We start from the raw sequence: 24,068 nt of genomic DNA on the forward strand, positions 1-24,068 counted from the left end.
CGCTCCTTTTATTCTTCTTTAAAATAGAAAGGGAAGAACTAAGAGCGTAATGGCTCAATTGATTTCCTTTCCTTAAAATGCCCTTTAAGGAATAGAAAGGTTAGCACATAATGAAAATTCAAAAAAAGCTTCTTTTATTTATAGGTACATTCCTTATTCTTATCCTGTGCATCGGCATCAGTATTGTATACGGATACACGGATACATCTTGGAAAACGGCTATCGAGGCTTTTTCCAACCCTACTGGATCCACGGAGCATATCGTGCTTCAGACAATCCGGTTACCAAGGGCGCTGATTGCGGCGGCAGTCGGTGCATCCCTTGCGATTTCAGGGGTTTTGATGCAAACATTGACCAATAATCCTCTCGCATCTCCAGGGATTTTCGGAATCAATGCAGGGGGAGCTTTTATGGTCGTTGTAGCGGTTACGCTCTTTGGCATAACCAACCTGCAATCCTTTACGTGGCTCGCCTTTCTTGGTGCCGCCATTGCAGCGGTCGGCGTATTCATCATCAGTTCTGCAGGGAATAAAGGCTTGACGCCGATGAAGCTGACCCTTGCTGGAGCGGCGATCACCGCTATGTTTTCTTCCTTTACACAGGGATTGCTTGTCTTGAATGAAGCGGCACTGGAGCAGGTGTTGTTCTGGCTCGCGGGATCTGTCCAGGGAAGAAGTCTTTCCATATTGAGCGGGGTCTTTCCATATATTGTGGCTGGATGGATTCTTGCTCTCTTCATTGCCGGCAAGATGAATATCCTCGCCATGGGTGAAGATGTGGCGAAAGGGCTCGGCCTGAAAACAAACTTGATCAAGTTTCTTGCTTTGATGGTTGTCGTCCTCCTGGCGGGCGGTTCTGTCGCCGTTGCCGGTCCCATCGGTTTCATCGGGATTGTCATCCCCCATGTAGCAAGGAAGATCATCGGGGTGGACCACCGGTGGCTGATTCCTTTCTCTGGACTTCTCGGAGCGATCTTATTACTGGCTGCTGACATTGGGGCACGCTACATCATCATGCCCCAGGAAGTGCCCGTCGGTGTCATGACCGCCATCATCGGAGCACCATTCTTCGTGTATGTGGCAAGGAAGGGGTTTTAGCCGATGGCTCGATTTATAGGAAAACGATGGCTCGAGGACCGTGTCTCGATGCTCGTCGATCTTTCTGCACTCAAAAAAATAACCATCCTGGGTTTGATTACATTTCTGGTACTGATCATGAGTACAGGAATAGGGGACTTGAAGATTGCCCCATGGAAGGTGATCAGTGTCTTCTTTGGAGGGGGGACAAGTTTGGAGCAGCTTGTCGTGACGTCCTTCCGCCTGCCGCGGATCCTCATTGCACTCCTTGCCGGGATGGCGTTAGCCGTTTCCGGGGGAATCCTTCAAGGAATGATACGCAACCCTCTTGCTTCACCGGATATCATCGGGATCACAGGAGGAGCCGGAGCGGCTGTCGTCGCCTTTCTGACCCTTTTCAGCAATGATGATAATACGTTGATGGTCAGCATTAAATGGCTGCCTGTTGCTGCATTCACCGGCGCGACAGTCATTGCCTTTCTCGTTTATTTTTTAGCCTGGCGAAAAGGGGTCTCACCTGTCAGACTCGTTCTGATCGGGATAGGTATTTCGGCTTTGACTCAAGCCTTGACCACATTACTTATGATACTCGGCCCGATCTACAGGGCCAGTCAGGCAAATATCTGGATCACGGGTACGGTGAACGGCTCTGACTGGCAGGATGTGTGGATCCTGCTTCCTTGGAGCCTGGTCTTTATCCTGTTAAGCTTCTTTATTACCCGTCAGCTGAATATACAGGAACTAGGCGAAGAAATCGCCACTAGTGTAGGAGGGAATGTTCAGCGTCAGCGGTTCTTTCTCCTTCTCATGTCAACGGCGTTAGTGGGGGGAGCAGTCGCATTTGCAGGTGGAATCGGCTTTGTAGGCTTGATGGCTCCCCATATGGCAAGGCGGATGGTCGGTTCTTCTTTTGGGGCGCTGCTTCCTACTGCAGCCCTGATCGGAGGGATCCTCGTCATGGTGGCAGACTTGATCGGCAGGACACTTTTCCTGCCCCTCGAAGTCCCAGCCGGTGTCTTTACGGCAGCGATCGGTGCACCGTATTTTATCTATCTATTATTTAAAACAAGAAATTCTTAAAGGAGTTGGCCATAGATGAGTGACGTACTACAAACGAAGGATTTGACTCTATCTTACGGGGAACGGACGATCATCGATGAATTGAATATTGATATTCCACAAGGGGAGATTTCGGTCTTCATCGGCGGGAACGGCTGCGGGAAATCCACGCTTCTCCGTTCCATCGCCCGCCTGCTTAAGCCGAAGCAGGGATCGGTCCTGTTGGATGGGGAGTCAATCTCACGTTTATCTACGAAGGAAGTCGCTCGTAAAATGGCCATTCTTCCTCAATCCCCAACGGCTCCAGAAGGGCTGACCGTCCTTCAGCTCGTCAAGCAGGGGCGCTACCCTCATCAAACCTGGCTCAAGCAATGGTCACAGAAGGATGAAGAGCTCGTCCAGGACGCGTTGAAAGCAACGAAGATGGAGGAGCTGCAGCACCGGAAAGTGGATGAACTATCAGGAGGGCAGAGGCAGCGCGCGTGGATCGCCCTGACACTTGCCCAGGATACAGACATCATCCTGTTGGATGAGCCAACCACATACCTTGATATGACCCACCAGATTGAAATCCTGGACTTATTATTCGAACTGAATGAGAAAGAGCAGCGCACCATCGTTATGGTTCTTCATGACCTGAACCTTGCCTGCAGATACGCCCATAATATCGTGGCGATCCGGGATAAAAAGATTTATGCTCAAGGAAAACCTGAAGAAGTGATCAGCTGTGAGCTTGTGAAGCATGTATTCGATATGGACTGTCAGGTATCCCGGGACCCGTTATTCGGCACGCCTTTATGCATCCCGTTCGGCAAAGGACGCTGCATCTTAAAAGACGCAGTGGAAACAGGATGAACACACTGACTGAACAACAGTGGGAAATCTTGAAGAAATACCGTTTTCATGCGTCGCCCCCAGCTTTAAAAGGGGAAGAGGCAGCCTCATTCCTGGATGGTGGAAAGATGAATGCCTATTTATCTCAGCGTCGCTCCCTGATCGGTACGGAAGACCTTAAAGTGGCAGCATCCTTATTCATGAAGCGCTATGCGTTTGTAGCAGCAATGGGTTTAATGACCATGACATACTGGAATAAGAAATTGAATCTCAATCCTGAAAACCTGATCATGGTCGATGGGGACAGAAATGGTTTATGGATGCCTCAATTTCACTTGAAGGATGCATCGGTGACGGAGTTTACTTCCCAGGAGGAAAAGGTCTCGTTCATTCAATCCATTTTCCGGGATCATCTTGATCAAGTGATTCAGTCGATTAAAAATGCTACAAAGCTTTCAAATCTCATCCTTTGGGAAAACATCGCCGTATATGTATTCTGGATATTTGAGAGTGATGACTTCCTTTTGAACGAAGGAATGAGGAGCGGGCGTGATGAACAACTGCGGATGCTTCTTACAGATGAAAACAGCTCATGGTTCGGGAACTATCACAGAAATCCACTGGCCAGATATTATAGCGGAAAAGTAAATGTAGAGGGGAAAACGGAAAAAGTGCGTGTCAGAAAAACATGCTGTTTCTCCTACAGACTGGAGAACGGGGAACAATATCGCTGTAAAACCTGTCCCCAGACCTGTCTGATTAAAAAGACCTAATTCATCATTCAGAAGGAGGCTAATGCAATGAAGGAATTCCCTGAACAATTTGATGCTTTGCTTGAAAAGTACACGGAACTGTTGGTGGGTGAAACCGACGCCGCCAAGAAAGAAATGGTGACACAATACGCCCTTTACTCATTCATCGCCAAAAACATGCCGGCACTGGTGAAACATTGGAATTCTCTCTATCCGGAGGGGAAAGATGAAATGAAACGGATCGTCGGGGAAATCAAAGAGATGAATGAGGCACACCGGGCGGAAATGAGCAGGAAGAAAAAAGATGAATGACGATAAGGATTGAAAAAGTACCCTTTTGACGTGAAGAGGGTACTTTTTTATTGGATTCTGTTGGGTGAAAATCCAATCTTTTCTCCCGCACTTTTACCTCCAACAAAAAAAGGCAGACCCGAGTCTGCCTTCCGTTCATTATTGTACCTGACCGCCGTATCCATATGGAAATTGAGAAGAATACTGCTGATGCTGCTGATAGGACTGCTGAATTTTTTGACTGTCGGCAGCCTCCAGCTTGTACCAGCCTTTGCGGAACATTTCATTGTATAACTCGCGTTGGGCATTTTGCGTTTCGTTGAAAATCGTCAGGAGGTCCTGATATAAAGCTTGATGGCTTGCTTCATTCAAAGCCGTACAGTAGGAAGCCGTCATATATTTCTCATGGGACAGGACATCCGTAATGAAGTCGCGATCATTCATCTGTGGTGTTTCCGGCACTTGCGTTTTAGGGTTTTGGATTTTTTGCTGATTCTGCTGATTCATGGTTTTTAGACTCCTTTCTACATCATGTTTTGGTTGGTCGTATTTAGATGAGCAAGCAGCTGCTGGTAATGGCGCTGATGCATCTGCCCGCATTTATCGAGCTCCGCTTTAATCTCTGAATCCTGGCAGTGAGCAGCGGCAAAATGACATTTTTTCATAGCAGTCAGATTCCAGGCAAGCATATCGTTCAAATACAGTGAATCCTTTGTAGTGAGCATATGCGGCGGCTGTGTGTACGTTTGCTGCTGGCTCCCTTGTTGAGGTTGTTGTTGCATGTTCCATTCCTCCGTTTCCTTTTTTAGTCTTCGATACCTTTTTTTGTTTGCTTTCGGATAGGTAATATTACCCTGTATACAGTGCGAAAAGAAAGCGGTATCATCAGAAGGCAAAGATTATTTTTCCTACTATCCAACAGACTTATTCACGTATTACAAATTTCGATAATGTTCTACTAAGAAAGTATTGAAAGTATATTCAAAACGTCTAAAAGGTGATAAAATGTTGGTAAATATACTAATAGTGTGAACCTTCTCTTTTTTAGCAATAAAGAAAACGGTTTCATAGCAGGGTATATATGTTTTTTCAGGGGGCAAGCAACATGGAACAAGCAATGCGTAATTTCTTTTTATTCCTTTCAAAAAATAAGCCGATGACGAAACTAGCCAAGAAGTATGGCCTGCGCTTTGGTGCCGGTCGATTCGTTGCAGGGTCTTCCATCCAGCAGGCAGTTGAGGTTATTCGCGAGCTGAATAGTCAGAATCTTGTTGTAACGATCGACTATTTGGGAGAGTTTGTGGACAATGAGCGTGAAGCAAACGAAATGGCCCTTGAATGTGTAGAGGCTATTCGTGCAATTGGAAGAGAGAAGCTTAAATCTCAACTTTCCCTTAAAATGACTTCAATGGGGCTCGATATTTCTGAAGAGGTTGTCATGAAGAATATGAGACTGATTCTTGATGAAGCAACCAAACAGAACGTTTTCGTCACCATTGATATGGAAGACTACACCCGTTGTGGAAAGACCATTGATATCTTCACTCGTCTGAAGTCAGAGTATGATAATATCGGAACGGTCATTCAAGCCTATTTATATAGAACAGAAAAGGATATCGATGATTTGAATGCGTATTCCCCCAATCTGCGTCTTGTAAAAGGGGCTTATAAAGAGTCACCTGAAGTTGCGTTTCCTGATAAGAAGGACGTGGACGATAATTTCAAAAAAATCATTAAAACTCATTTGTTGAATGGGAATTATACGGCAATCGCCACCCATGACGATGAGATGATCGAATATACAAAAAGACTCGTGGAAGAATATAAGATTCCGCGTGATCAATTCGAGTTCCAGATGCTTTTCGGCATCCGCGTGGAACGTCAACATGAACTGGTCAAGGAAGGCTACAAAATGCGCGTCTATGTCCCATACGGCACGGACTGGTACGGATACTTCATGAGAAGACTGGCTGAAAGACCAGCCAACGTCGCCTTTGTTCTAAAAGGGGTCATGAAGAAATAATAGTAAGTAAGATGAAGACTCTATGGATGCTCATAGGGTCTTGTTTATTTATTGAGGGGAGGCAGGGAGAATGAAGATCGTTCCTTTTCGGGTGGAAGGAAAGTATTTTAAGAAAATGATTGCGTTATATTGCAGGCTATTTCAGGTGGATCCGAGAGGCATGGAGGACCAATTCAAACGGCATTCCACGTATCCCCTTTTTGAAGGATACCTCGCCATTATCGATGAGCAGGTGGCAGGATATATTTACGGTTATTCTTCAAAAAAGGGTCAATACTATCATGAGTTGCTGGCACGTCATTTACGTTCCGAACGTGAATGGATGAAAGAGTGCATGGAGCTGGTGGAACTGGGCGTCGACCCGGCATACAGAGGCAGGGGGATCGCCAAGCTGCTTGTTGAACAATTACTGCAGAATCGAAATGAAAAACGGGTCCTCCTCACGACTCGCAAAGATAATCAAAAGGCCATCGCCTTTTATCATGCCGGTGGATTTAAGATCATCCGGGAAGGATTTTATCCGAACGTCCCCCATGAATACATCATCATGGGTAAACTTCTGTAAGAGAAGCGGGTTATGCAAATTAATTGTTACGTAATTCACAATGTAATATAATTAAAGGTAATAATCTTCATGAAAACAGAGGCGATACTATGGAAATGACCATTGATAATTTAACCTTGCTCCTTGGCCTCTTGCTACTTGTCGGTGTGATCACCGCTAAATTCTCCACACGATTAGGCGTCCCCTCATTAATCCTGTTCATCATCGTGGGAATGGTCTTAAATACATATTTCTTCTTCGATAATGCCCCTATGACTCAATTTATCGGAACGCTTGCACTCATCATCATTTTGTTCGAGGGTGGTCTTCAAACGAAATGGGGGAATGTGCGAAAGGTGTACAAGCCCGCCCTAACTCTTGCAACCATCGGGGTTGTGGCAACCACCGTATCCATCGGGGTGGCAGCGAAGTACATACTCGGCGTGAGCTGGCTTGAAGGGATGTTATTTGGGGCGATCGTCGGTTCAACCGACGCTGCAGCGGTGTTCTCCGTACTTGGGAACAAAAACATCAAACCGAAGATATCTTCCACCCTGGAAGCGGAGTCCGGCAGTAACGACCCCATGGCCATTTTCTTAACCGTAGCGTTTTTACAATTGATTACATTCCCTGAATTGAATCCCGCTTCCCTGATCCTGAGCTTCTTTTGGCAGATGGGGATGGGCTTGGTACTTGGACTGGTCCTGGGTCTCTCCTCCGTGTGGATCATCAATCGAATCAATCTGGATTCGTCCGGACTGTACCCTGTCCTGTCCATCTCCCTTGCCATCTTCACTTATGCCTTTACAAGCATCCTGGAGGCGAGTGGTCTCCTGGCCGTTTATATCATGGCCATCATCGTCGGGAATAAGGAACTCACCTACCGCCATTCCATTGTCCGTTTCAATGAAGGATTCGCGTGGATGATGCAGATCGTCATGTTCATCCTCCTGGGATTGCTGGTCTTTCCTCAGCACCTGCCGGGGATAGCTTGGCAGGGGATCATACTTGCGATTTTGCTGATTGTGGTAGCGAGACCTCTCGGAGTCTATTTAAGCTTAGCGCTGGCAAAGAACTTCACCATGAAAGAGAAATTCTTCATATCATGGGCTGGCTTAAAGGGAGCGGTCCCGATCGTATTGGCAACGTATCCGATGGTGGCGGGCATTGAAAACAACGAAGTCATCTTCAACGTCGTGTTTTTCGTCGTGCTCCTCTCTGCTCTCATTCAGGGCACGACCATCTCCCCTCTGGCCAACTATCTTAAGCTTGCAGGAGAAGAAAAACCGCCGGTCGCACACAGCATCGAGATCGTGTCCATCGGGAAAACAAATAATGAAATGCTTGAAATACTCATTAATGATGATGCCTCGATTACCAACAGGGTGATCAAAGACATCGAACTCCCCGAAAAAACGTTGATCTCTGCGGTCATACGTCACAATGAATTGATCACTCCCACAGGGGATACCATGATTAAAGCAGGCGATACACTTTATGTAATGGCCGATAAAAGTCAAAGAAAGCGTGTCAATAGACTGTTGAATGAAAAAGGGAATGTAAGCCCTTCGTGAGAAAATGATCCAGCATGATAAAAAAAAGCAATCTTCCATTTTGAGGAGGATTGCTTTTTTGGGGGGGAAGATCAGTCAGCAGAAACGGCTGCTTTCCCCAGTGTTTTTTTCTCGAAGAGCTGTTCGAATAACGGGAAGCTGTATTGAACGACGAACCCCAATGTGAGGGTGACAATGATCGTCCCGATTCCGATATCCCCTTTAAAGAGGAATGCCAGGGAAAGGGCAAATCCTTCGCTGATGATCCGGGAGTTACGAAGGTTTAACCCGAATCGTGTATGGATGGCTACCATAAGAGTATCCATCGGACTTGCCGGAAACTTCGCCTGAAGGTAAATCGCAATTCCAAGCCCCATCGTCAAAATCCCGGAAGCCAGGGCAACCAGCTGATTCAAAAGCATCTCAGGTGCGTAATTGTTAAAGACAACGAGCAGCCAAAAATCGATTAGCAGGCCAATGACAAGAATCGATCCTGCCGCGAGGACATCAGGTTTCTTTTTCATAATGAGGGCATTGAGACCGATCAACACAATCCCATTGATAAATACGGCCGTCCCTACGGTAAATCCGAACATATTCGACTCCCCAACCGCGAGGGCATCCCAGGCAGAGGCTCCGAGGCCCGACTTAATGATCAGGGCAACCCCCATCGTTAAAATGAAAAGTCCAATCGTAAAAAACAAAAATCTGCGCTTCATTCACATAGTCTCCTTATCTGTAAACGTTATCATTCATGTACTTAAAAAAACAGACAAGCTACTTTGATTGTGATGTAGTTGGTAAAGTAGGAGGTCTGACGTCTTTGAGTTGATAGTAATAGTTTACTTTAAAAGGGACGGGAAGGCAAAGTTAATTTTTGTATGGGCGAGGGGAGAACGCCCCCATAAAAAACAGCACCCGATCATATTGATCAGGTGCCATCTCCGCTTACTATGGTTGCTTCTTAAATTGATTGTTTTGACTGTTTCGCTTGCCGCCGCCGTCCATCTCAACCGTCGGACCGGCATCCCCCTTCACACTCGCTGCACTAACCCCAGCCTTAGAAGGATTCTTCTTCTGCTTCGCCATTTCGAACACCTCCACTCCTAACATTCCCGAATCCCGAAAAAATTATGAGGGACGGACCTCCAATTTTCAGAGGAAACGAAGTCACCATAGCCTGAAAACCCTTTGATATCGGGGTTGCCATAAAAAATGGGAGCAGAAATGGTCGTCTACCCAAGGTCCGTCCCTCCAAAATTTCATATATATAATAGGAGGGAGCAGGGGGTGTGCAGGCACGTGGACTTGGGTGGATGAATAGGTTGATTTAGACGATGGCCCATGTGGCTGTGTGAAACAATAGTGAATTTTTTGTAAATTTAACTCTTTAAATATTGCGATATTTTAGAAAATCCGATATATTAGATGTAACAGGAACTCATTCGAGTCTTTTTTTTGAGGTAAAAATGAATGAGTATTCATTCAAAGTGTGTATAAGGGGGAAATACCATTGGTTCGTAGAATTCAGAAAGCCGCAGTGTTAGGATCAGGAGTCATGGGTTCAGGAATAGCCGCGCATCTTGCAAATATCGGCATACCGACAATGTTATTAGATATCGTACCAAGAGAATTGACAGACGAACATAAAGCAAAGGGTCTTACAGAAGAAAGCAAGGCGTTTCGTAATCAGTTTAGTGAAAACGCTTTAAAAAAACTCTTTAAACAAAAACCGGCACCACTGACGTCAAAACAAAATGCTTCACTTATCACGGCAGGTAACTTCGAGGATGACCTTCAATATATCAGTGATTGTGACTGGGTCATTGAAGTGGTAGTTGAGAACTTGGATATCAAGAAGAAAGTATTCGAACAGGTGGAGCTCTACCGCAAACCGGGAAGCATCATCAGTTCCAATACGTCAGGGATTTCAATCGAGGCGATGTCGGAAGGGCGGTCAGAAGACTTCCAAAAGAATTTCCTCGGCACGCATTTCTTCAATCCGCCGCGTTACTTGAAGCTTCTTGAAGTGATCCCGACGAAGAAGACGGATCCGGAAGTCGTGAGCTTCATGAAGACATTTGGTGAAGATGTCCTCGGTAAGGGTGTTGTCATGGCAAAGGATACGCCAAACTTCATTGCGAACCGTATCGGAACGTATGGCTTACTGATCACGGTGCAGGAAATGTTGAAGGGCGGCTACTCTGTAGGGGAAGTCGACTCCATTACAGGTCCGACGATTGGAAGACCGAAAAGCGCCACCTTCCGTACACTCGATGTCGTAGGACTTGATACATTCGCACATGTTGCAAAGAATGTGTATGACCAGGTGGAAGGCGAAGAACAGAAGGTGTTCGAAGTACCGGTGTTCATGCAGAAAATGCTTGAAAATGGCTGGCTTGGAAGTAAGAGCGGGCAAGGCTTCTTCCTTAAGAAAGGGAAGGAAATCCTCGAGCTAAATCCTGAAACGATGGATTATCAGCCCCGCCAAAAGCTGAAAACGGCTTCACTTGAAATGGCTAAAAATGAAAAGGGCTTAAAAAATAAAGTCAAATCACTCGTCTATGCAAAAGATCAGGCAGGATCACTACTGTGGAATATCGTGTCTCCGGTCTTAACGTATTCCGCCGAGCTGCATGGTGAAATTGCAGATGACATCGTAGGCATCGACCAAGCCATGAAGTGGGGCTTCGGATGGGAAATGGGACCATTTGAAATATGGGATGCCATCGGAGTGGAAAAATCAGTAACCCGCATGAAAGAAGAAGGCCGCACTGTACCACAGTGGGTGGAGACGATGCTTTCAGAGGGCGACTCCACATTCTATAAAGAGGAAAATGGTGAGCGTTACTTCTATCACAATGGCGATTATCGACTTGTAGAACGTAACCCGAAGGCAATCGACTTAAAGGCACTGAAGAACGCAGGAAAGCTCATCAAAAAGAATTCAGGGGCAAGCCTCATTGACATCGGGGACGGAATCGCCCTTCTTGAATTCCATTCCCCAAATAACGCCATTGGAATGGATATCACGCAAATGATCAATTTTGCCGTTGATGAAGTAGAGAAGAATTACAAAGGACTCGTCATCGGTAACCAGGGTAAGAACTTCTGTGTGGGTGCAAATCTTGCCATGATCCTTATGGAAGCGCAGGATGACAATGTCTTTGAAATCGACATGGTCGTGAAACACTTCCAGCAGGCGATGATGAAGATCAAATATTCATCCAAGCCGGTTGTTGCGGCACCATTCGGAATGACATTAGGCGGAGGAAGCGAAGTCTGCTTACCGGCTGCCCACATTCAGGCGTCGATGGAAACCTACATGGGCTTAGTCGAAGTCGGTGTTGGATTGATCCCTGGAGGCGGCGGAAATAAAGAGCTTTATATGAAGCACTTAGCCAACCTTCCAAACGGAGTGGAGTTCGATCTTCAGAAAGTGGCCAATAAAGTATTCGAAACGATTGCCATGGCGAAGGTTTCCACATCCGGGGATGAAGCAAGGGATAATAACTTCTTGAATAAAGCCGATGGAGTCAGCGTGAACAATGATCACTTATTATATGATGCAAAACAGGCAGCACTCAGCCTGCATGAAGCAGGATACTCGGCCCCGATCCGTAAAAAGGTGCCGGTCGTAGGTGAGCCGGGATATGCCACTCTTCTTCTTGGAGCTCAGTCCATGTTCCAGTCAGGCTTTATTTCAGACCACGATCTGATGATCGCGAAGAAGCTTGCTTATGTGATTGCAGGCGGAAAAGTACCATACGGAACAGAAGTCGACGAACAGTTTCTGTTGGATCTTGAAAGAGAAGCGTTCCTAAGCCTTGTTGCACAGCCTAAGTCTCAGCAAAGAATGCAGCACATGCTTGTAAAAGGAAAACCATTACGCAACTAATCAGCGTTTCAATCATAGGAGAAAGCGGGGGAATATCATGCGCGAAGCAGTCATTGTCGCTGGTGCAAGAACACCAGTCGGAAAATCTCGAAAAGGATCATTGGCTCAGGTAAGGCCGGATGATCTTGGAGCACTTGTAGTGAAAGAAACCCTTAAGCGTGCAGGGAATTATGAAGGAAACATCGATGACTTGATCATCGGGTGTGCGATGCCGGAAGCAGAGCAAGGGTTGAATATGGCACGGAATATCGGAGGACTTGCAGGTCTTCCTGATTCCGTACCGGCAATCACCATCAACCGTTATTGTTCATCAGGATTACAATCCATTGCCTATGCGGCTGAAAAAATCATGCTCGGTCATTCTGATACGGCGATTGCCGGTGGAGCGGAATCCATGAGTCTTGTCCCGATGATGGGCCATGTGGTCCGTCCGAACTCGAAGCTTGCTGAAAACGCTCCTCAGTATTACATGAGCATGGGTCATACAGCTGAACAGGTTGCAACGAAGTTCGGCGTATCCCGTGAAGATCAGGATGCCTTTGCCGTACGAAGCCACCAAAAAGCGGCCAAAGCGATTTCAGAAGGAAAGTTTGACGATGAGATCGTACCTGTTGATGTACTCCATCGTTCAGTGAACGGTGAAAATAAACTCATCGAGAAATCCTTCCAATTTTCAAAAGATGAAGGTGTACGTGCCGAAACAAGCTCAGAAGTACTGGCTAAATTACGCCCGGCTTTCAATGTGAAGGGCTCTGTAACCGCAGGGAACTCCTCACAAACGAGTGACGGCGCAGCGGCCGTCATGGTGATGGACCGTGAAAAAGCAGGATCATTAGGCCTGCAGCCGATGGCAAAGTTCAGAAGCTTCGCGGTAGCGGGAGTCCCGCCTGAAATCATGGGGATCGGCCCTGTGGAAGCCATCCCACGGGCACTTAAGATGGCAGGACTAGAGCTTTCAGACATTGGGTTGTTTGAACTGAATGAAGCATTTGCTTCCCAATCGATCCAGGTCATCCGCCAGCTGGGACTAGATGAAGAACGAGTGAACGTGAATGGTGGAGCCATCGCTCTCGGTCATCCACTGGGCTGTACCGGCGCGAAACTGACCCTCTCACTGGTACATGAAATGAAACGCAGAAACCAGCAATTCGGTATCGTCACCATGTGTATCGGCGGCGGAATGGGAGCAGCCGGCGTATTTGAATTAATCGGTTAACAGGAGGGACGGACCTCGAATCTCGAGGCCCTCTACTCTTTCAAAATATCATTTTAGGGGGATTCGAAATGGCGAATCAAACAGACAAGCTAATCAAGGGTGGAAGTTTTTTAATTGAAGAAGTAAGCTTTGAGCAAGTTTTCACACCGGAGGATTATTCCGACGAGCAAAAAATGATTGCGAAAACGACAGAGGACTATGTACTGAATGAAGTGGTACCTGTCATTGATAATCTGGAAAATCATGAATTCGATCATTCTGTACGTCTTTTAAAAGAAGCAGGGGATCTTGGTCTTCTGGGAGCAGATGTACCTGAAGAGTACGGCGGATTAGGATTGGATAAAGTAAGCTCGGCTTTGATTGCTGAAAAGATGTCCCGTGCCGGCGGATTCTCAATCTCTCACGGAGCACATGTCGGTATCGGATCCCTTCCAATCGTTCTTTTCGGTAACGAAGAGCAAAAGCAAAAGTATCTTCCTGCCCTCTCCACTGGTGAAAAATTAGCGGCTTACGCATTGACAGAGCCGGGTTCAGGTTCTGATGCACTTGGTGCGAAGACAACGGCTAAATTAAACGCAGAAGGTACTCACTACATTCTGAACGGAGAAAAACAATGGATCACAAACTCTGCATTTGCCGATGTGTTCGTTGTGTATGCAAAGATTGACGGGGAGCATTTCTCAGCATTCATCGTGGAAAAAGAATTCCCTGGCGTTTCAACGGGTCCTGAAGAAAAGAAAATGGGAATCAAGAGCTCTTCCACTCGTACATTGATCCTTGAAGATGCTGAAATCCCGGTTGAAAATCTTCTTGGGGATGCAGGTAAAGGTCATATCATCGCCTTCAATATCCTGAACATCGGTCGTTACAAATTGGGAGTAGGCGCAGTCGGAGCAAGTAAGCGTGCCCTTGAAGTAACGGTTCAATATACGAATCAGCGTCAACAGTTCAAAACACCGATCTCAAGCTTCAACTTGACGAAAGAAAAGCTTTCAACGATGGCAGCGAAATTATATGCAGCAGAAAGCTCCGTTTACCGTACAGTTGGATTGTTCGAAGATCGCATGAGCAAGCTTTCGGACGAAGAAGTGAAGAATGGAACTGAAGTGGCAAAGTCCATTGCTGAATACGCAATCGAGTGCTCACTAAACAAATTCTTCGCAACGGAAGTACTGGATTATATCGTAGATGAAGGCGTTCAGCTTCACGGTGGATATGGCTTCATGCAGGAATATGAAATCGAAAGAATGTACCGTGATTCCCGTATCAACCGCATCTTTGAAGGGACGAATGAAATCAACCGTCTTCTTGTTCCAGGAACATACCTTCGTAAAGCCATGAAGGGTGAGCTTCCATTACTTCAAAAAGCACAGGCTCTTCAAGAAGAACTAATGATGCTTATGCCTGAAGAAGTGGGCGATGAGCCATTGGCACAAGAGAAGTACCTTGTGAAAAATGCCAAGAAAATCGGCTTGATGCTGGCAGGATTGGCTGCACAGAAATATGGTAAAGCCCTTGAGAAAGAACAGGAGATCCTTGTGAACATTGCGGATATCGTTTCAGAGGCTTACGCAATGGAATCCGTTGTTCTTAGAACGGAAAAAGCGATCGAAAAAGGTGGCGTAGAGAAAGCGAAGCAAAAACTTCTCTATACACAAATCTTCTGTCAGGAAGCTTTCAACAAAATCGAACAGCATGCGAAAGAAACACTTGTCGCAACCGAAACTGGCGACACATTGCGCATGATGCTGTCAGCACTGCGTAAATTCACACGCCACACACCGATCAACGTGATCGCAGTGAAGCGTGAAGCGTCAGAAAAGCTGATCGATGTAGAAAAATATGCACTGTAAGTAAGGAAGGGACGGACCTCCAAATTGGAGGTCCGTCCCTTTATTTATATTCACAACTTGACATCAATCGTACTCTCGATTACTATATGTTTAAGCGTTTAAGTGTTTAAGTGTTTAAACATATAAGAAAAGGTGGTAAGGATAGATGAATAAGACTGTTTTAATTACGGGTGCTTCAAGTGGTATCGGCCTGAATTTCAGCCATAAATTTGCCGGATCCGGGCATGATGTGATTTTAGTAGCCAGAAGTGAGGAAAAGCTGCTGGCGTTATCACAAGAAATCACAAATAAATATGAGGTGAAAGCGCACGTGTTTATCTCTGATCTTTCGAAATCCCAGGCCACAAAGAAGCTTTATGATGAAATCAAAGCACAAGGAATCAGGGTCGATATTCTCATCAATAATGCCGGATTCGGATTATTCGGGGAGTTTGAGGAAACGGAACTTTCCAAAGAGCTGGATATGATCCAAGTGAATATCACGGCCCTGACTGAGCTAAGTAAGTATATCGGTAAGGATATGGTGAGCAGGAAGAGTGGCCGTATATTAAATGTTGCGTCAACAGCAGCATTTCAGCCCGGTCCATTGATGGCCGTTTACTATGCAACAAAAGGGTATGTCCTGTCTTTCTCAGAAGCTTTGGCCAATGAATGGGGGGGGCCAAGGGGTGAAAGTGACCGCTCTGTGCCCCGGTGCCACCAAAACAGGTTTCAGTGATGCTGCGGAACTTCAGTCCTCCAAGCTCTTCCAGTCGGCTGTGATGAGTGTGGAAGATGTTGTGGAAGAAGGATATAAACAAATGATGACAAAGGACAAAGTAGTGATCATACCAGGTATGAAAAACCGGATACTGACTCAGGCGATTCGATTCATGCCGCGTAAAATGGTCACGAATATTGTTCGGAAGGTACAGGAACGGGTATAATTAATGTGAATGAGTTGGAGGGAGAAGGCTATGGGTCAAAAAGCAATTGATACATTCCGTGCTTGTATTCCATTATTTCAAGCGCTGAGTGATCCTTATCGTCAGGACATAATTTTACTTCTTGCCGAACAAGAACCTCTTACGGTCAATCAGATAACTGAAAATCTGACACTATCCCGACCTGCTGTTTCCCATCACCTGAAGATCCTGAGAGATCAGCAGCTGGTATCACTGGAGCAAAAAGGAACACAGCGTTTCTATTCTCTTGAGCTGGACAACGCAACCGTCCTCCTCAAAGAATTGGTACAAACCGTTGAAGAACAATGTGAGTAATGTTCCGGAAAAGAAGGATACTAACGGATATTGTCGAATGTAAGAAATAGATTCACGGTGACCGGATGGGAAATACACCCTACCCGGTACCTATCAGGAAAGGTGGTGCAATGATGTCATTGACTTTTTATTCTTATCCAACATGCGGTACATGTAAAAAAGCAAAAAAGTGGCTGGAGGACCAGGGTCTCTCCATAGATGAAATACATATTGTAGAAAATCCCCCGTCAAAAATGGAACTTAAAAGCCTGTGCGAAAAGAGTGGACTTCCTCTGAAGAAGTTTTTCAATACAAGTGGCAAAAAGTATCGCGAACTTGGCTTGAAAGACAAAGTGAATTCAGCTTCTGACGATGAATTATTTGAAATCCTTTCCTCTGACGGGATGCTGATCAAACGTCCGATCACAACGGATGGAAGCAAGGTGACCGTAGGTTTTAAAGAAGAAACGTTCGAGGAAACCTGGAAGTAAAAAAGGGTAAGTGATTTCCAGATCATGGACGATGAAAAAGTTTCATTATTCACACTTAGTTTTCTTGCTTTTTCGATGAAAAGTGTGTCAATATTAGGTTGTATAACTAGCATTTGGAGGGATAGAGAATGAGTACACCGAAAGAACTTCGTTATTCAGAAGAACACGAGTGGGTCAAAGTTGAAGGGGAAAATGTACGCGTAGGAATCACATCATTTGCACAATCTGAACTGGGCGATATCGTATTCGTCGAGTTACCTGAAGTTGGAGATGAAATCAAAGCGGACGAGCCTTTCGGCAGTGTTGAATCGGTAAAGACCGTTTCTGAGCTATACGCACCTGTTTCCGGTAAGGTTGTAGAAGTGAATGAAGAGCTGTCCGACAGCCCTGAATTCGTGAACGAATCACCATATGAAAAAGCATGGATGGTCGTTGTGGAACCAACAGACACTGGAGAAGTAGACAAGCTGATGACAGCTGAAGAGTATGATAAAATGATCAATGAAGGATAATTTCCACCCGGACACCTTGAGGATTTCTCAAGGTGTTTTGTTTTTCTTTTTGGGCATCATATGGGTATTCGCAAATAGAAAGGATGAATACGTATGGTCCTTGAACCAAAGAAATTAGATGTTACAAGCAGGGTGACAGGCAGGCTTGAAAATGGTGAAGTCGAATTTTTCCTCGACGGTCAGTCAATCGGCAAAATGGCCCTGCCCCTTGATGGACTGACAATGGAACCGAACTTTGAAGCAAAAGAAAATAAAATTTATCAGAACTATACTTCCACCGAAGGACATGATGCAAGGTACACGGATTGTGACGAAGGTGGATGGTGTTAAAGGTGACTAGCGGTGCCAGATTCGTGTATGGATCTGGCACCATTTCTATCAGCAATGAAACAAACCACTTGCACTATTTTTTGTAAACATGAGAAAATATGAATAGAAAGTGGACATCATCTCTTGTTATCTGAATATACTATCCTAATCTTATTTCTGAAAGATAAGGTGATGATCATGATGGAACTTGACGAAAAGGTAATCATTGTCGAAGGTACAACCGACAAGCGGAAAGTAAGAGGCATAATCAAAGAACCGATTGAAATTATTTGCACAAATGGAACGATCAGCATCACAAAAATGGACGAACTCATCGATGAGCTGTTTGAAAGGGATGTATACATCCTCGTCGATGCGGATGATGCAGGGGAGAAGTTACGTAAACAATTCAAGCGTGAATTCCCCGAGGCGGAACACCTTTATATCGATCGAATGTATAAGGAAGTGGCCGCAGCCCCGGAATATCATCTTGCTTCCGTTCTTATTGGTGCAAATATCGATGTGCATAAAGAATATCTAGGAAAAAGGATGATTTAGTTTTGTTGGAGGTAAGTCAGACAGAAGAATTAAACGAATCGATCAAATACCATGCGTTGGAAGCCGTTTATCTCTATACACCGATGTGTGGTACATGTCAGGTCGCGGGTAAAATGTTGGAAGTGGTCGAGAAACTCCCCCAGTCATTTCATTTTGTGAAGGCGAACCTGAACTATCTGCCCCAATTCGCAGAAGAACAATCAATTGAAAGCGTCCCCTGCCTTCTTTTATTTAAAGATGGACAGGAAATCGAAAGAATCTATGCCTTTCAATCCGTCCCATTCCTATACGAAACCATCAACAAAATCCAAAACAGCTAGTGGGGATAAGAGACCTTTTTAGACAAGGTCTTTTTATTTTGTGGATTTTCTTTCTACAAACGAGGACATATTTCTTGGGAAATGTTTCGAATCCCATCATTTTTTGACTGGTCATCACCCCATTTCTTACTGTTCGACAAATAAGATAAACTCATTCAGAACATGTCGAGAATGTCTAAAAGGGAAAAATACCTAAAAGTGGAATTGATACTATATAGAAGTTTCACTGGGAGGGTATCATGCGAATATATTTAGAGGAATTAGTAGATCAGTGTCATTCAAGGTATCACTTACGACTCTTGTTTCCAGACAGCCCATTTATTCTACAGTTTCAATGTGAAAAGGAACGATTTGCAATCTCCATTTCAAACAGTGATTGTGCTGTATTGCCTGATGGTGACGGGGAATCGCATTTCGTCATTGAGGGACAAGAAATGGACATGCTCTCCCTGCTTACAGGAGAAGTGCGATTGTCACAACTGATCGAAAACGGCATCCTGGAAGTCAGGGGTGGATACCGCCAGCTATTATTCGTAGAGTCGATCCTTTGGCTGACAAGGTCCAGGGTAAAGGAACCGGTTCAAGTATGAAAAAAAGAAGAAAAAGAATTGACACACTTGTATTTTCGATGATAGAATCTCTCTTGTAGCAAATTTTCAGAGTCTTTAACAATTCAAAAAATTAAATAAATCGATACTTTACTCTTATTTAGAGAGGTGGAGGGACGTGCCCTATGAAGCCCGGCAACCGTCAATGAAAATTGAAATGGTGCCAATTCACTCAAAGCATTTGCTTTGAAAGATGAGAGAAAGGATAGTCCTATATATGATTATGCCTTTCTGCTTATCGCAGGAAGGCATTTTTTATTGTTTCCCTGAAGGCTGTGTGCGGGCGTAACTATAATTCTAATTAAAAATGTCGTTTTACTCGGAAAGAAGGTGGAGACAGCATGATTACCATTTCAGATGTGAAAAAAATCTATCAATCAAAATCAGGACCGATTTCAGCCGTTGATGGCGTCAACATCGACATTGGCCAAGGGGAAATTTTTGGAGTGATTGGCTATAGTGGAGCAGGTAAAAGTACGTTGATCCGTATGCTCAATGGGCTTGAAGTTCCCACAAATGGAACCGTGAACGTGAATGGACAGATCGTTTCCAAAGTGAAAGGAAAAGATCTTCGGCAGGCGAGGCAGTCAATCGGGATGATTTTTCAGCATTTCAATCTCCTGTGGTCACGAACGGTACTTGAAAATATCCAGTTTCCTTTAGAAATCGCTGGAGTTTCCAAGAAAGAGAGAGTGCGAAGGGCCAATGAATTATTGGAGCTGGTGGGATTGGATGGAAGAGGAGACGCCTATCCATCCCAGTTGAGCGGTGGACAGAAACAGAGGGTAGGGATTGCGAGATCCCTTGCAAATAATCCAAACGTCCTTCTCTGTGACGAAGCCACCTCTGCTTTGGATCCGCAAACAACCGATTCCATCCTTGATTTATTGGTGGATATTAATAAACGTTTAGGTCTGACCATCGTCCTGATCACCCATGAAATGCATGTGATCAAAAAAATCTGCCATCGTGTGGCGGTCATGGAACAAGGGAAGGTGGTAGAACTTGGGGATGTTCTTGAAGTGTTCAGAAATCCTAAAGAGCAGGTGACAAAACGATTTGTGAGAGAAGTATCTCAAGTGGAAGAAACGGGGGAAACGATTGATCACCTCTTAGCTCAGTATCCGAAAGGGAAAGTACTGAAATTCACCTTCGTTGGTGAATCGACTGAGCAACCGCTCATTACCAGCTTGATCCGAAGATTCGACCTGGATGTCAATATTCTTCAAGGACAGATTTCCCAAACGCAAAAAGGGGCTTATGGTACGCTCTTCGTCCATCTTGATGGAAACGAAGAGACGATTCATGCAGCCGTTGCCTTCGCTGAGAAACAGATGGTCAAAGTGGAGGTGATCAGAGGATGATAGAAAATGTATTTCCGAATGTGGACTGGGAGAAGATGTGGGAAGCGACTGTTGAAACCCTTTATATGACGGGGATGTCGGTCCTGATTACCTTCGTAGTAGGACTGATCCTTGGAATCCTGTTATTTCTTACATCCAAGGAGAATTTATGGGAAAACAAGCTTACTTATACGGTGACCAGTGCAGTGGTCAATGTATTCCGTTCGATTCCGTTCATTATCCTGATTGTATTACTGATTCCATTTACCAAATTCTTATTGGATACCATACGTGGGGCGAACGCGGCCCTTCCCGCCCTGATCATCGGAGCAGCACCGTTTTACGCACGCATGGTTGAAATTGCATTAAGAGAAGTGAACAAAGGCGTCATCGAAGCAGCGAAAGCGATGGGGGCGAAGACAAGCACAATCATATGGAAAGTGCTTATTCCCGAATCTCTTCCGGCTTTGGTTTCAGGTATCACGGTAACAGCCATCGCCCTGGTGGGGTACACGGCAATGGCGGGTGTCATCGGTGCCGGGGGATTGGGAAACCTCGCTTACCTGGATGGTTTTCAACGGAGCAGGGAGGATGTAACCCTTGCCGCGACCATCATGATTTTACTCGTAGTATTTGCCATTCAAATCATTGGTGACTACTTCACAAATAAATTAGACAAACGATAAGAGGAGAGAAAACAGATGAAAAAATGGTTAGCAGGAATTGTAGCAGCAACAAGTATCTTTGGATTGGCAGCATGCGGGAGTGATTCCGGATCCGGAAGCAGTGACGAGAAGGAATTAGTGGTAGGAGCGTCAAACGTTCCCCATGCGGAAATCCTTGAAAAAGTGAAACCGATTTTGGAAGATAAGGGAATCGACCTGCAAATCGAAACATATCAAGATTATATCCTTCCGAATAAAGACTTGGATAATGGTGATTTGGATGCGAACTATTTCCAAACCGTACCTTACATGGACTTGCAGATGAAAGAGAACGAATATGATTTCGTCAATGCAGGCGGTATTCATATCGAGCCGATCGGTGTGTATTCCAAAAAGTATAAATCTCTTGAGGACCTTCCTGAAGGTGCCACGATCTTGATGAGTAATTCTGTATCCGATCATGGCCGTATCCTTACTTTATTAGAGAAAAAGGGTCTGATTACGTTAAAAGACGGCGTGGAAAATACACAGGCACAGCTTGAGGACATTAAAGAAAATCCAAAAAAACTGAAATTCGATTATGAGTACGAAGCGGCTCTTCTTCCGCAAATGTATGAAAATGAAGAAGGGGACGCAGTTGTGATCAACTCCAACTATGCGATAGATGCAGGCTTGAAACCCCTTGAGGACTCCATCGCCATCGAAGACAGCAACTCCCCGTATGTGAACGTAATTGCTGTGAATAAAGGTCACGAAAACAAAGAAGAAGTGAAAGAACTGGTCAAAGCCCTGCGCTCAAAAGAAATCCAGGACTTCATCAATGAAGAATGGGATGGAGCCGTAGTACCCGTAACGGAATAATATTAGGAAAGCCGGTGCTTATGCATCGGCTTTCTTTCATCAAGTGGTGATTTGGTAACTTTTTAACATATTCATTTCCAAATTGGCTCATACTATTTCCGATGAATCTATTTTCGAAATGGAGTTGGATGATATGCAGATGGAACCTAGAAACACAACCGAAGCAGCCCTTCATGATTATAAAATGGGACTTGGAATCTTCACTGAGAAAATGCCTGAGCTTGCAGAGCAATACAATACGTTTACAGAGCACTGCTTCAGAGAAGGAGTCCTTTCCAAAAAGGAAAAACAGTTGATTGCACTTGGAATCAGCCTTTATTCCCAGGATGAATATTGTATCATCTATCATACAAAAGGATGCCTCGATCAAGGATGCTCTGAAGAAGAAATCCTCGAAGCCATCGGAGTGACAGCAGCATTCGGTGGAGGAGCTGTCATGAGTCAGGCTGTGACATTAGTACAGCAGTCGATTCAGGATTTGAATCAACTAAAGCAATGAGTGCTCAGAGAGGGAGAAATCCTTCTCTTTTTTATGGGTACTTTTTAAAATTCATACCTCTGATGGTAATAAATATACATATCGTTTTATAAAATTTCACCGGGACAGTATTATTTGGCAGTATAATGGCGGAATTTTGTGAAAACTTAAGGGTAGCCCCCGGGAATCAGGCTGACGGATGAATTTTAGAAAAAATGAGGAAATACCGGTTTTGTCTTGTGAACGAGGGGGTAGTATAGTTGTAAAGTAATTAAAAACCCGAAAGGAATGATTCATTATCGACTCTCTTGAGAGTATCTCGTACACAAGTGAAATGGAGAAGGCAATGCATGGAGCCCATGGAATAGGTTATGAGGTGTACAAACGCAAGCATGAAGTCAGAATGCAAGTAGAGAAGAAAAGAGAGCAGGATTACAAGGAAAGCCGCCGAATGATTGCAGCACTTGATCGCAGGGTGCACGCTAATATATAATAGGAAGAAAAAAAGCAAACCAGTGTAGACGATGCACTGGTTTTTTGTTTTTTATCAAGGATCAAAGTGGTGCGAGGCCTGTATACACCCAACTAAGAACACAGGTCATCGACACCCTACATTTTCCCACCTGTTTTGGCCAACACTAGAAAGGGATTCTATCGATCGGTTAACATGAACTGACAACTTGAAAAAGTTGATAATAGCTTTTATTTGTTATAAGATTGTAATGAGAATAAATTGAGAATGATTAAAGAATTATATTCTTAAATTCATTATAAAGTCACGGAGGTAAATATACATGGCAGGTTCTACTTTAACAATCAAAGATCTTCATGTTGAGATTGAAGGGAAGGAAATCCTGAAAGGGGTTAACCTTGAAATTAAAGGTGGAGAAATCCACGCAGTAATGGGACCAAATGGTACAGGTAAATCAACTTTATCTTCTGCTATCATGGGTCACCCGAAGTATGAAGTGACAAAAGGAAGCATCACGTTCGACGGGGAAGATGTACTTGAAATGGCAGTGGATGAGCGCGCCCGCGTAGGTCTTTTCCTTGCAATGCAGTACCCAAGTGAAATCAGTGGAGTAACGAACGCAGACTTCTTACGTTCAGCGATCAACAGCCGTCGCGAAGAAGGAGAAGAAATTTCTCTTATGAAATTTATCCGCAAGATGGATTCTGAAATGGAATACTTGGAAATGGATCCGGATATGGCTCAGCGTTACCTGAATGAAGGGTTCTCAGGCGGAGAGAAAAAGCGTAATGAAATCCTTCAATTGATGATGATTCAGCCAAAGATTGCCATCCTTGATGAGATCGATTCAGGTCTTGATATCGATGCACTAAAAGTTGTTTCTAAAGGAATCAACAAGATGCGTGGGGAAGATTTCGGTTGCTTGATCATCACTCACTATCAGCGCCTTCTTAACTACATCACTCCTGATCACGTTCACGTTATGATGCAGGGACGCATTGTGAAATCAGGCGGCGAAGAATTAGCACAGCGCCTTGAAGCAGAAGGATATGACTGGATTAAAGAAGAGCTGGGAATCAAAGACGAAACTGTCGGCCAAGAAGCGTAAGTGTTA

General features: G+C 44.8%; 30 protein-coding genes and 1 riboswitch. Of the genes, 26 read left to right on the forward strand and 4 right to left on the reverse strand.

Features of this window, described 5'->3' with window-relative positions; all coding sequences use genetic code 11:
* Nucleotides 1–110 precede the first annotated feature (110 nt).
* From ATG71_RS07935 to ATG71_RS07955, 5 genes are read left to right on the forward strand one after another with little or no spacing between them, the layout of a single operon-like run.
* Nucleotides 111–1,097 (forward strand): FecCD family ABC transporter permease, encoded by a 987-nt coding sequence (locus ATG71_RS07935; RefSeq protein WP_098439153.1) that lies wholly within the window; start codon nucleotides 111–113, stop codon nucleotides 1,095–1,097.
* Nucleotides 1,098–1,100: 3 nt separating this feature from the next.
* Nucleotides 1,101–2,156: a FecCD family ABC transporter permease gene (locus ATG71_RS07940; protein ID WP_098439154.1), complete on the forward strand. Its 1,056-nt coding sequence runs from the start codon at nucleotides 1,101–1,103 to the stop codon at nucleotides 2,154–2,156.
* Between the two features lie 15 nt (nucleotides 2,157–2,171).
* Nucleotides 2,172–2,990: an ABC transporter ATP-binding protein gene (locus ATG71_RS07945; RefSeq protein WP_098439155.1), complete on the forward strand. Its 819-nt coding sequence runs from the start codon at nucleotides 2,172–2,174 to the stop codon at nucleotides 2,988–2,990.
* A complete protein-coding gene (fhuF, locus tag ATG71_RS07950) occupies nucleotides 2,987–3,742 on the forward strand; it encodes a siderophore-iron reductase FhuF (RefSeq protein ID WP_179886495.1) in 756 nt (251 codons plus the stop codon). The genes ATG71_RS07945 and fhuF overlap by 4 nt, the downstream gene beginning before the upstream one ends.
* A 27-nt stretch (nucleotides 3,743–3,769) precedes the next feature.
* Nucleotides 3,770–4,033: a DUF2573 family protein gene (locus ATG71_RS07955; protein ID WP_098439156.1), complete on the forward strand. Its 264-nt coding sequence runs from the start codon at nucleotides 3,770–3,772 to the stop codon at nucleotides 4,031–4,033.
* A gap of 138 nt (nucleotides 4,034–4,171) precedes the next feature.
* On the opposite strand, the gene ATG71_RS07960 is transcribed toward ATG71_RS07955, so the two are convergent.
* Both ATG71_RS07960 and ATG71_RS07965 read right to left on the reverse strand, forming a co-directional pair.
* Complete coding sequence (locus ATG71_RS07960; protein WP_098439157.1) at nucleotides 4,172–4,519, reverse strand: spore coat protein; 348 nt, start codon at nucleotides 4,517–4,519, stop codon at nucleotides 4,172–4,174.
* A 17-nt stretch (nucleotides 4,520–4,536) separates the two neighbouring features.
* Nucleotides 4,537–4,794, reverse strand: a complete 258-nt coding sequence (locus ATG71_RS07965; protein ID WP_098441758.1) for a hypothetical protein — start codon at nucleotides 4,792–4,794, stop codon at nucleotides 4,537–4,539.
* Nucleotides 4,795–5,117: 323 nt separating this feature from the next.
* Here ATG71_RS07965 and ATG71_RS07970 point away from each other — a divergent pair, with 323 nt between their 5' ends.
* The 3 genes from ATG71_RS07970 to ATG71_RS07980 all read left to right on the forward strand — a co-directional run bounded on the left by ATG71_RS07970 (nucleotide 5,118) and on the right by ATG71_RS07980 (nucleotide 8,153).
* Entirely contained in the window at nucleotides 5,118–6,035 is a 918-nt protein-coding gene (locus ATG71_RS07970; RefSeq protein WP_098439158.1) for a proline dehydrogenase family protein, read from the forward strand.
* A 70-nt stretch (nucleotides 6,036–6,105) separates the two neighbouring features.
* A complete protein-coding gene (locus ATG71_RS07975) occupies nucleotides 6,106–6,600 on the forward strand; it encodes a GNAT family N-acetyltransferase (protein WP_098439159.1) in 495 nt (164 codons plus the stop codon).
* 89 nt (nucleotides 6,601–6,689) lie between these two features.
* Nucleotides 6,690–8,153, forward strand: a complete 1,464-nt coding sequence (locus tag ATG71_RS07980) for a potassium/proton antiporter (RefSeq protein WP_098439160.1) — start codon at nucleotides 6,690–6,692, stop codon at nucleotides 8,151–8,153.
* Between the two features lie 71 nt (nucleotides 8,154–8,224).
* Here ATG71_RS07980 and ATG71_RS07985 read toward each other — a convergent pair whose 3' ends face one another.
* Nucleotides 8,225–8,851 carry a YczE/YyaS/YitT family protein gene (locus tag ATG71_RS07985; RefSeq protein ID WP_098439161.1) on the reverse strand — a complete coding sequence of 209 codons (627 nt, stop codon included), beginning with the start codon at nucleotides 8,849–8,851 and terminating at the stop codon, nucleotides 8,225–8,227.
* Nucleotides 8,852–9,083: 232 nt separating this feature from the next.
* On the reverse strand, nucleotides 9,084–9,221 hold the full coding sequence (locus tag ATG71_RS07990) for a YuzL family protein (protein WP_079532050.1): 138 nt from the start codon (nucleotides 9,219–9,221) through the stop codon (nucleotides 9,084–9,086).
* Between the two features lie 424 nt (nucleotides 9,222–9,645).
* Here ATG71_RS07990 and ATG71_RS07995 point away from each other — a divergent pair, with 424 nt between their 5' ends.
* From ATG71_RS07995 to sufC, 18 genes are all read left to right on the forward strand, one after another.
* Complete coding sequence (locus ATG71_RS07995; RefSeq protein ID WP_098439162.1) at nucleotides 9,646–12,030, forward strand: 3-hydroxyacyl-CoA dehydrogenase/enoyl-CoA hydratase family protein; 2,385 nt, start codon at nucleotides 9,646–9,648, stop codon at nucleotides 12,028–12,030.
* 37 nt (nucleotides 12,031–12,067) lie between these two features.
* Complete coding sequence (locus tag ATG71_RS08000) at nucleotides 12,068–13,246, forward strand: acetyl-CoA C-acetyltransferase (protein WP_098439163.1); 1,179 nt, start codon at nucleotides 12,068–12,070, stop codon at nucleotides 13,244–13,246.
* Between the two features lie 68 nt (nucleotides 13,247–13,314).
* On the forward strand, nucleotides 13,315–15,099 hold the full coding sequence (locus ATG71_RS08005; RefSeq protein ID WP_098439164.1) for an acyl-CoA dehydrogenase family protein: 1,785 nt from the start codon (nucleotides 13,315–13,317) through the stop codon (nucleotides 15,097–15,099).
* Nucleotides 15,100–15,244: 145 nt separating this feature from the next.
* Nucleotides 15,245–15,817: an SDR family NAD(P)-dependent oxidoreductase gene (locus ATG71_RS08010; protein WP_353616273.1), complete on the forward strand. Its 573-nt coding sequence runs from the start codon at nucleotides 15,245–15,247 to the stop codon at nucleotides 15,815–15,817.
* Entirely contained in the window at nucleotides 15,768–16,025 is a 258-nt protein-coding gene (locus tag ATG71_RS23965) for an SDR family oxidoreductase (protein WP_353616274.1), read from the forward strand. Before ATG71_RS08010 ends, ATG71_RS23965 begins: the two co-directional genes overlap by 50 nt.
* A gap of 30 nt (nucleotides 16,026–16,055) precedes the next feature.
* Nucleotides 16,056–16,358, forward strand: a complete 303-nt coding sequence (locus ATG71_RS08015) for an ArsR/SmtB family transcription factor (RefSeq protein ID WP_098439165.1) — start codon at nucleotides 16,056–16,058, stop codon at nucleotides 16,356–16,358.
* A 113-nt stretch (nucleotides 16,359–16,471) separates the two neighbouring features.
* Complete coding sequence (locus tag ATG71_RS08020; protein ID WP_098439166.1) at nucleotides 16,472–16,828, forward strand: arsenate reductase family protein; 357 nt, start codon at nucleotides 16,472–16,474, stop codon at nucleotides 16,826–16,828.
* A gap of 128 nt (nucleotides 16,829–16,956) precedes the next feature.
* Nucleotides 16,957–17,340 (forward strand): glycine cleavage system protein GcvH, encoded by a 384-nt coding sequence (gcvH, locus tag ATG71_RS08025; protein ID WP_061809722.1) that lies wholly within the window; start codon nucleotides 16,957–16,959, stop codon nucleotides 17,338–17,340.
* Nucleotides 17,341–17,433: 93 nt separating this feature from the next.
* Nucleotides 17,434–17,670, forward strand: a complete 237-nt coding sequence (locus ATG71_RS08030; RefSeq protein ID WP_098439167.1) for a YusG family protein — start codon at nucleotides 17,434–17,436, stop codon at nucleotides 17,668–17,670.
* 180 nt (nucleotides 17,671–17,850) lie between these two features.
* Nucleotides 17,851–18,207 (forward strand): toprim domain-containing protein, encoded by a 357-nt coding sequence (locus tag ATG71_RS08035; protein ID WP_060673038.1) that lies wholly within the window; start codon nucleotides 17,851–17,853, stop codon nucleotides 18,205–18,207.
* Between the two features lie 2 nt (nucleotides 18,208–18,209).
* The gene (locus ATG71_RS08040; protein WP_098439168.1) at nucleotides 18,210–18,527 is read left to right on the forward strand and encodes a thioredoxin family protein; all 318 of its coding nucleotides are present in this window, start codon (nucleotides 18,210–18,212) and stop codon (nucleotides 18,525–18,527) included.
* A gap of 239 nt (nucleotides 18,528–18,766) precedes the next feature.
* The gene (locus tag ATG71_RS08045) at nucleotides 18,767–19,117 is read left to right on the forward strand and encodes an SCP2 sterol-binding domain-containing protein (RefSeq protein WP_098439169.1); all 351 of its coding nucleotides are present in this window, start codon (nucleotides 18,767–18,769) and stop codon (nucleotides 19,115–19,117) included.
* Between the two features lie 111 nt (nucleotides 19,118–19,228).
* Nucleotides 19,229–19,335: riboswitch (SAM riboswitch) on the forward strand.
* Between the two features lie 141 nt (nucleotides 19,336–19,476).
* The gene (locus ATG71_RS08050) at nucleotides 19,477–20,499 is read left to right on the forward strand and encodes a methionine ABC transporter ATP-binding protein (RefSeq protein WP_098439170.1); all 1,023 of its coding nucleotides are present in this window, start codon (nucleotides 19,477–19,479) and stop codon (nucleotides 20,497–20,499) included.
* Nucleotides 20,496–21,164, forward strand: coding sequence for a methionine ABC transporter permease (locus ATG71_RS08055; protein ID WP_098439171.1), 669 nt, complete (start codon nucleotides 20,496–20,498; stop codon nucleotides 21,162–21,164). Before ATG71_RS08050 ends, ATG71_RS08055 begins: the two co-directional genes overlap by 4 nt.
* Before the next feature lie 15 nt (nucleotides 21,165–21,179).
* Nucleotides 21,180–22,004, forward strand: a complete 825-nt coding sequence (locus ATG71_RS08060) for a MetQ/NlpA family ABC transporter substrate-binding protein (protein WP_098439172.1) — start codon at nucleotides 21,180–21,182, stop codon at nucleotides 22,002–22,004.
* A 133-nt stretch (nucleotides 22,005–22,137) separates the two neighbouring features.
* Nucleotides 22,138–22,503, forward strand: a complete 366-nt coding sequence (locus tag ATG71_RS08065) for a carboxymuconolactone decarboxylase family protein (RefSeq protein ID WP_079532028.1) — start codon at nucleotides 22,138–22,140, stop codon at nucleotides 22,501–22,503.
* A gap of 325 nt (nucleotides 22,504–22,828) precedes the next feature.
* A complete protein-coding gene (locus tag ATG71_RS23335) occupies nucleotides 22,829–22,975 on the forward strand; it encodes a YuzK family famiily protein (protein WP_167562138.1) in 147 nt (48 codons plus the stop codon).
* 301 nt (nucleotides 22,976–23,276) lie between these two features.
* On the forward strand, nucleotides 23,277–24,062 hold the full coding sequence (gene sufC, locus ATG71_RS08070) for a Fe-S cluster assembly ATPase SufC (RefSeq protein ID WP_098439173.1): 786 nt from the start codon (nucleotides 23,277–23,279) through the stop codon (nucleotides 24,060–24,062).
* The last annotated feature ends 6 nt before the right edge of the window (nucleotides 24,063–24,068 follow it).

It is taken from the genome of Bacillus sp. es.034, from assembly GCF_002563655.1.
GTDB lineage: Bacteria > Bacillota > Bacilli > Bacillales > Bacillaceae_B > Rossellomorea.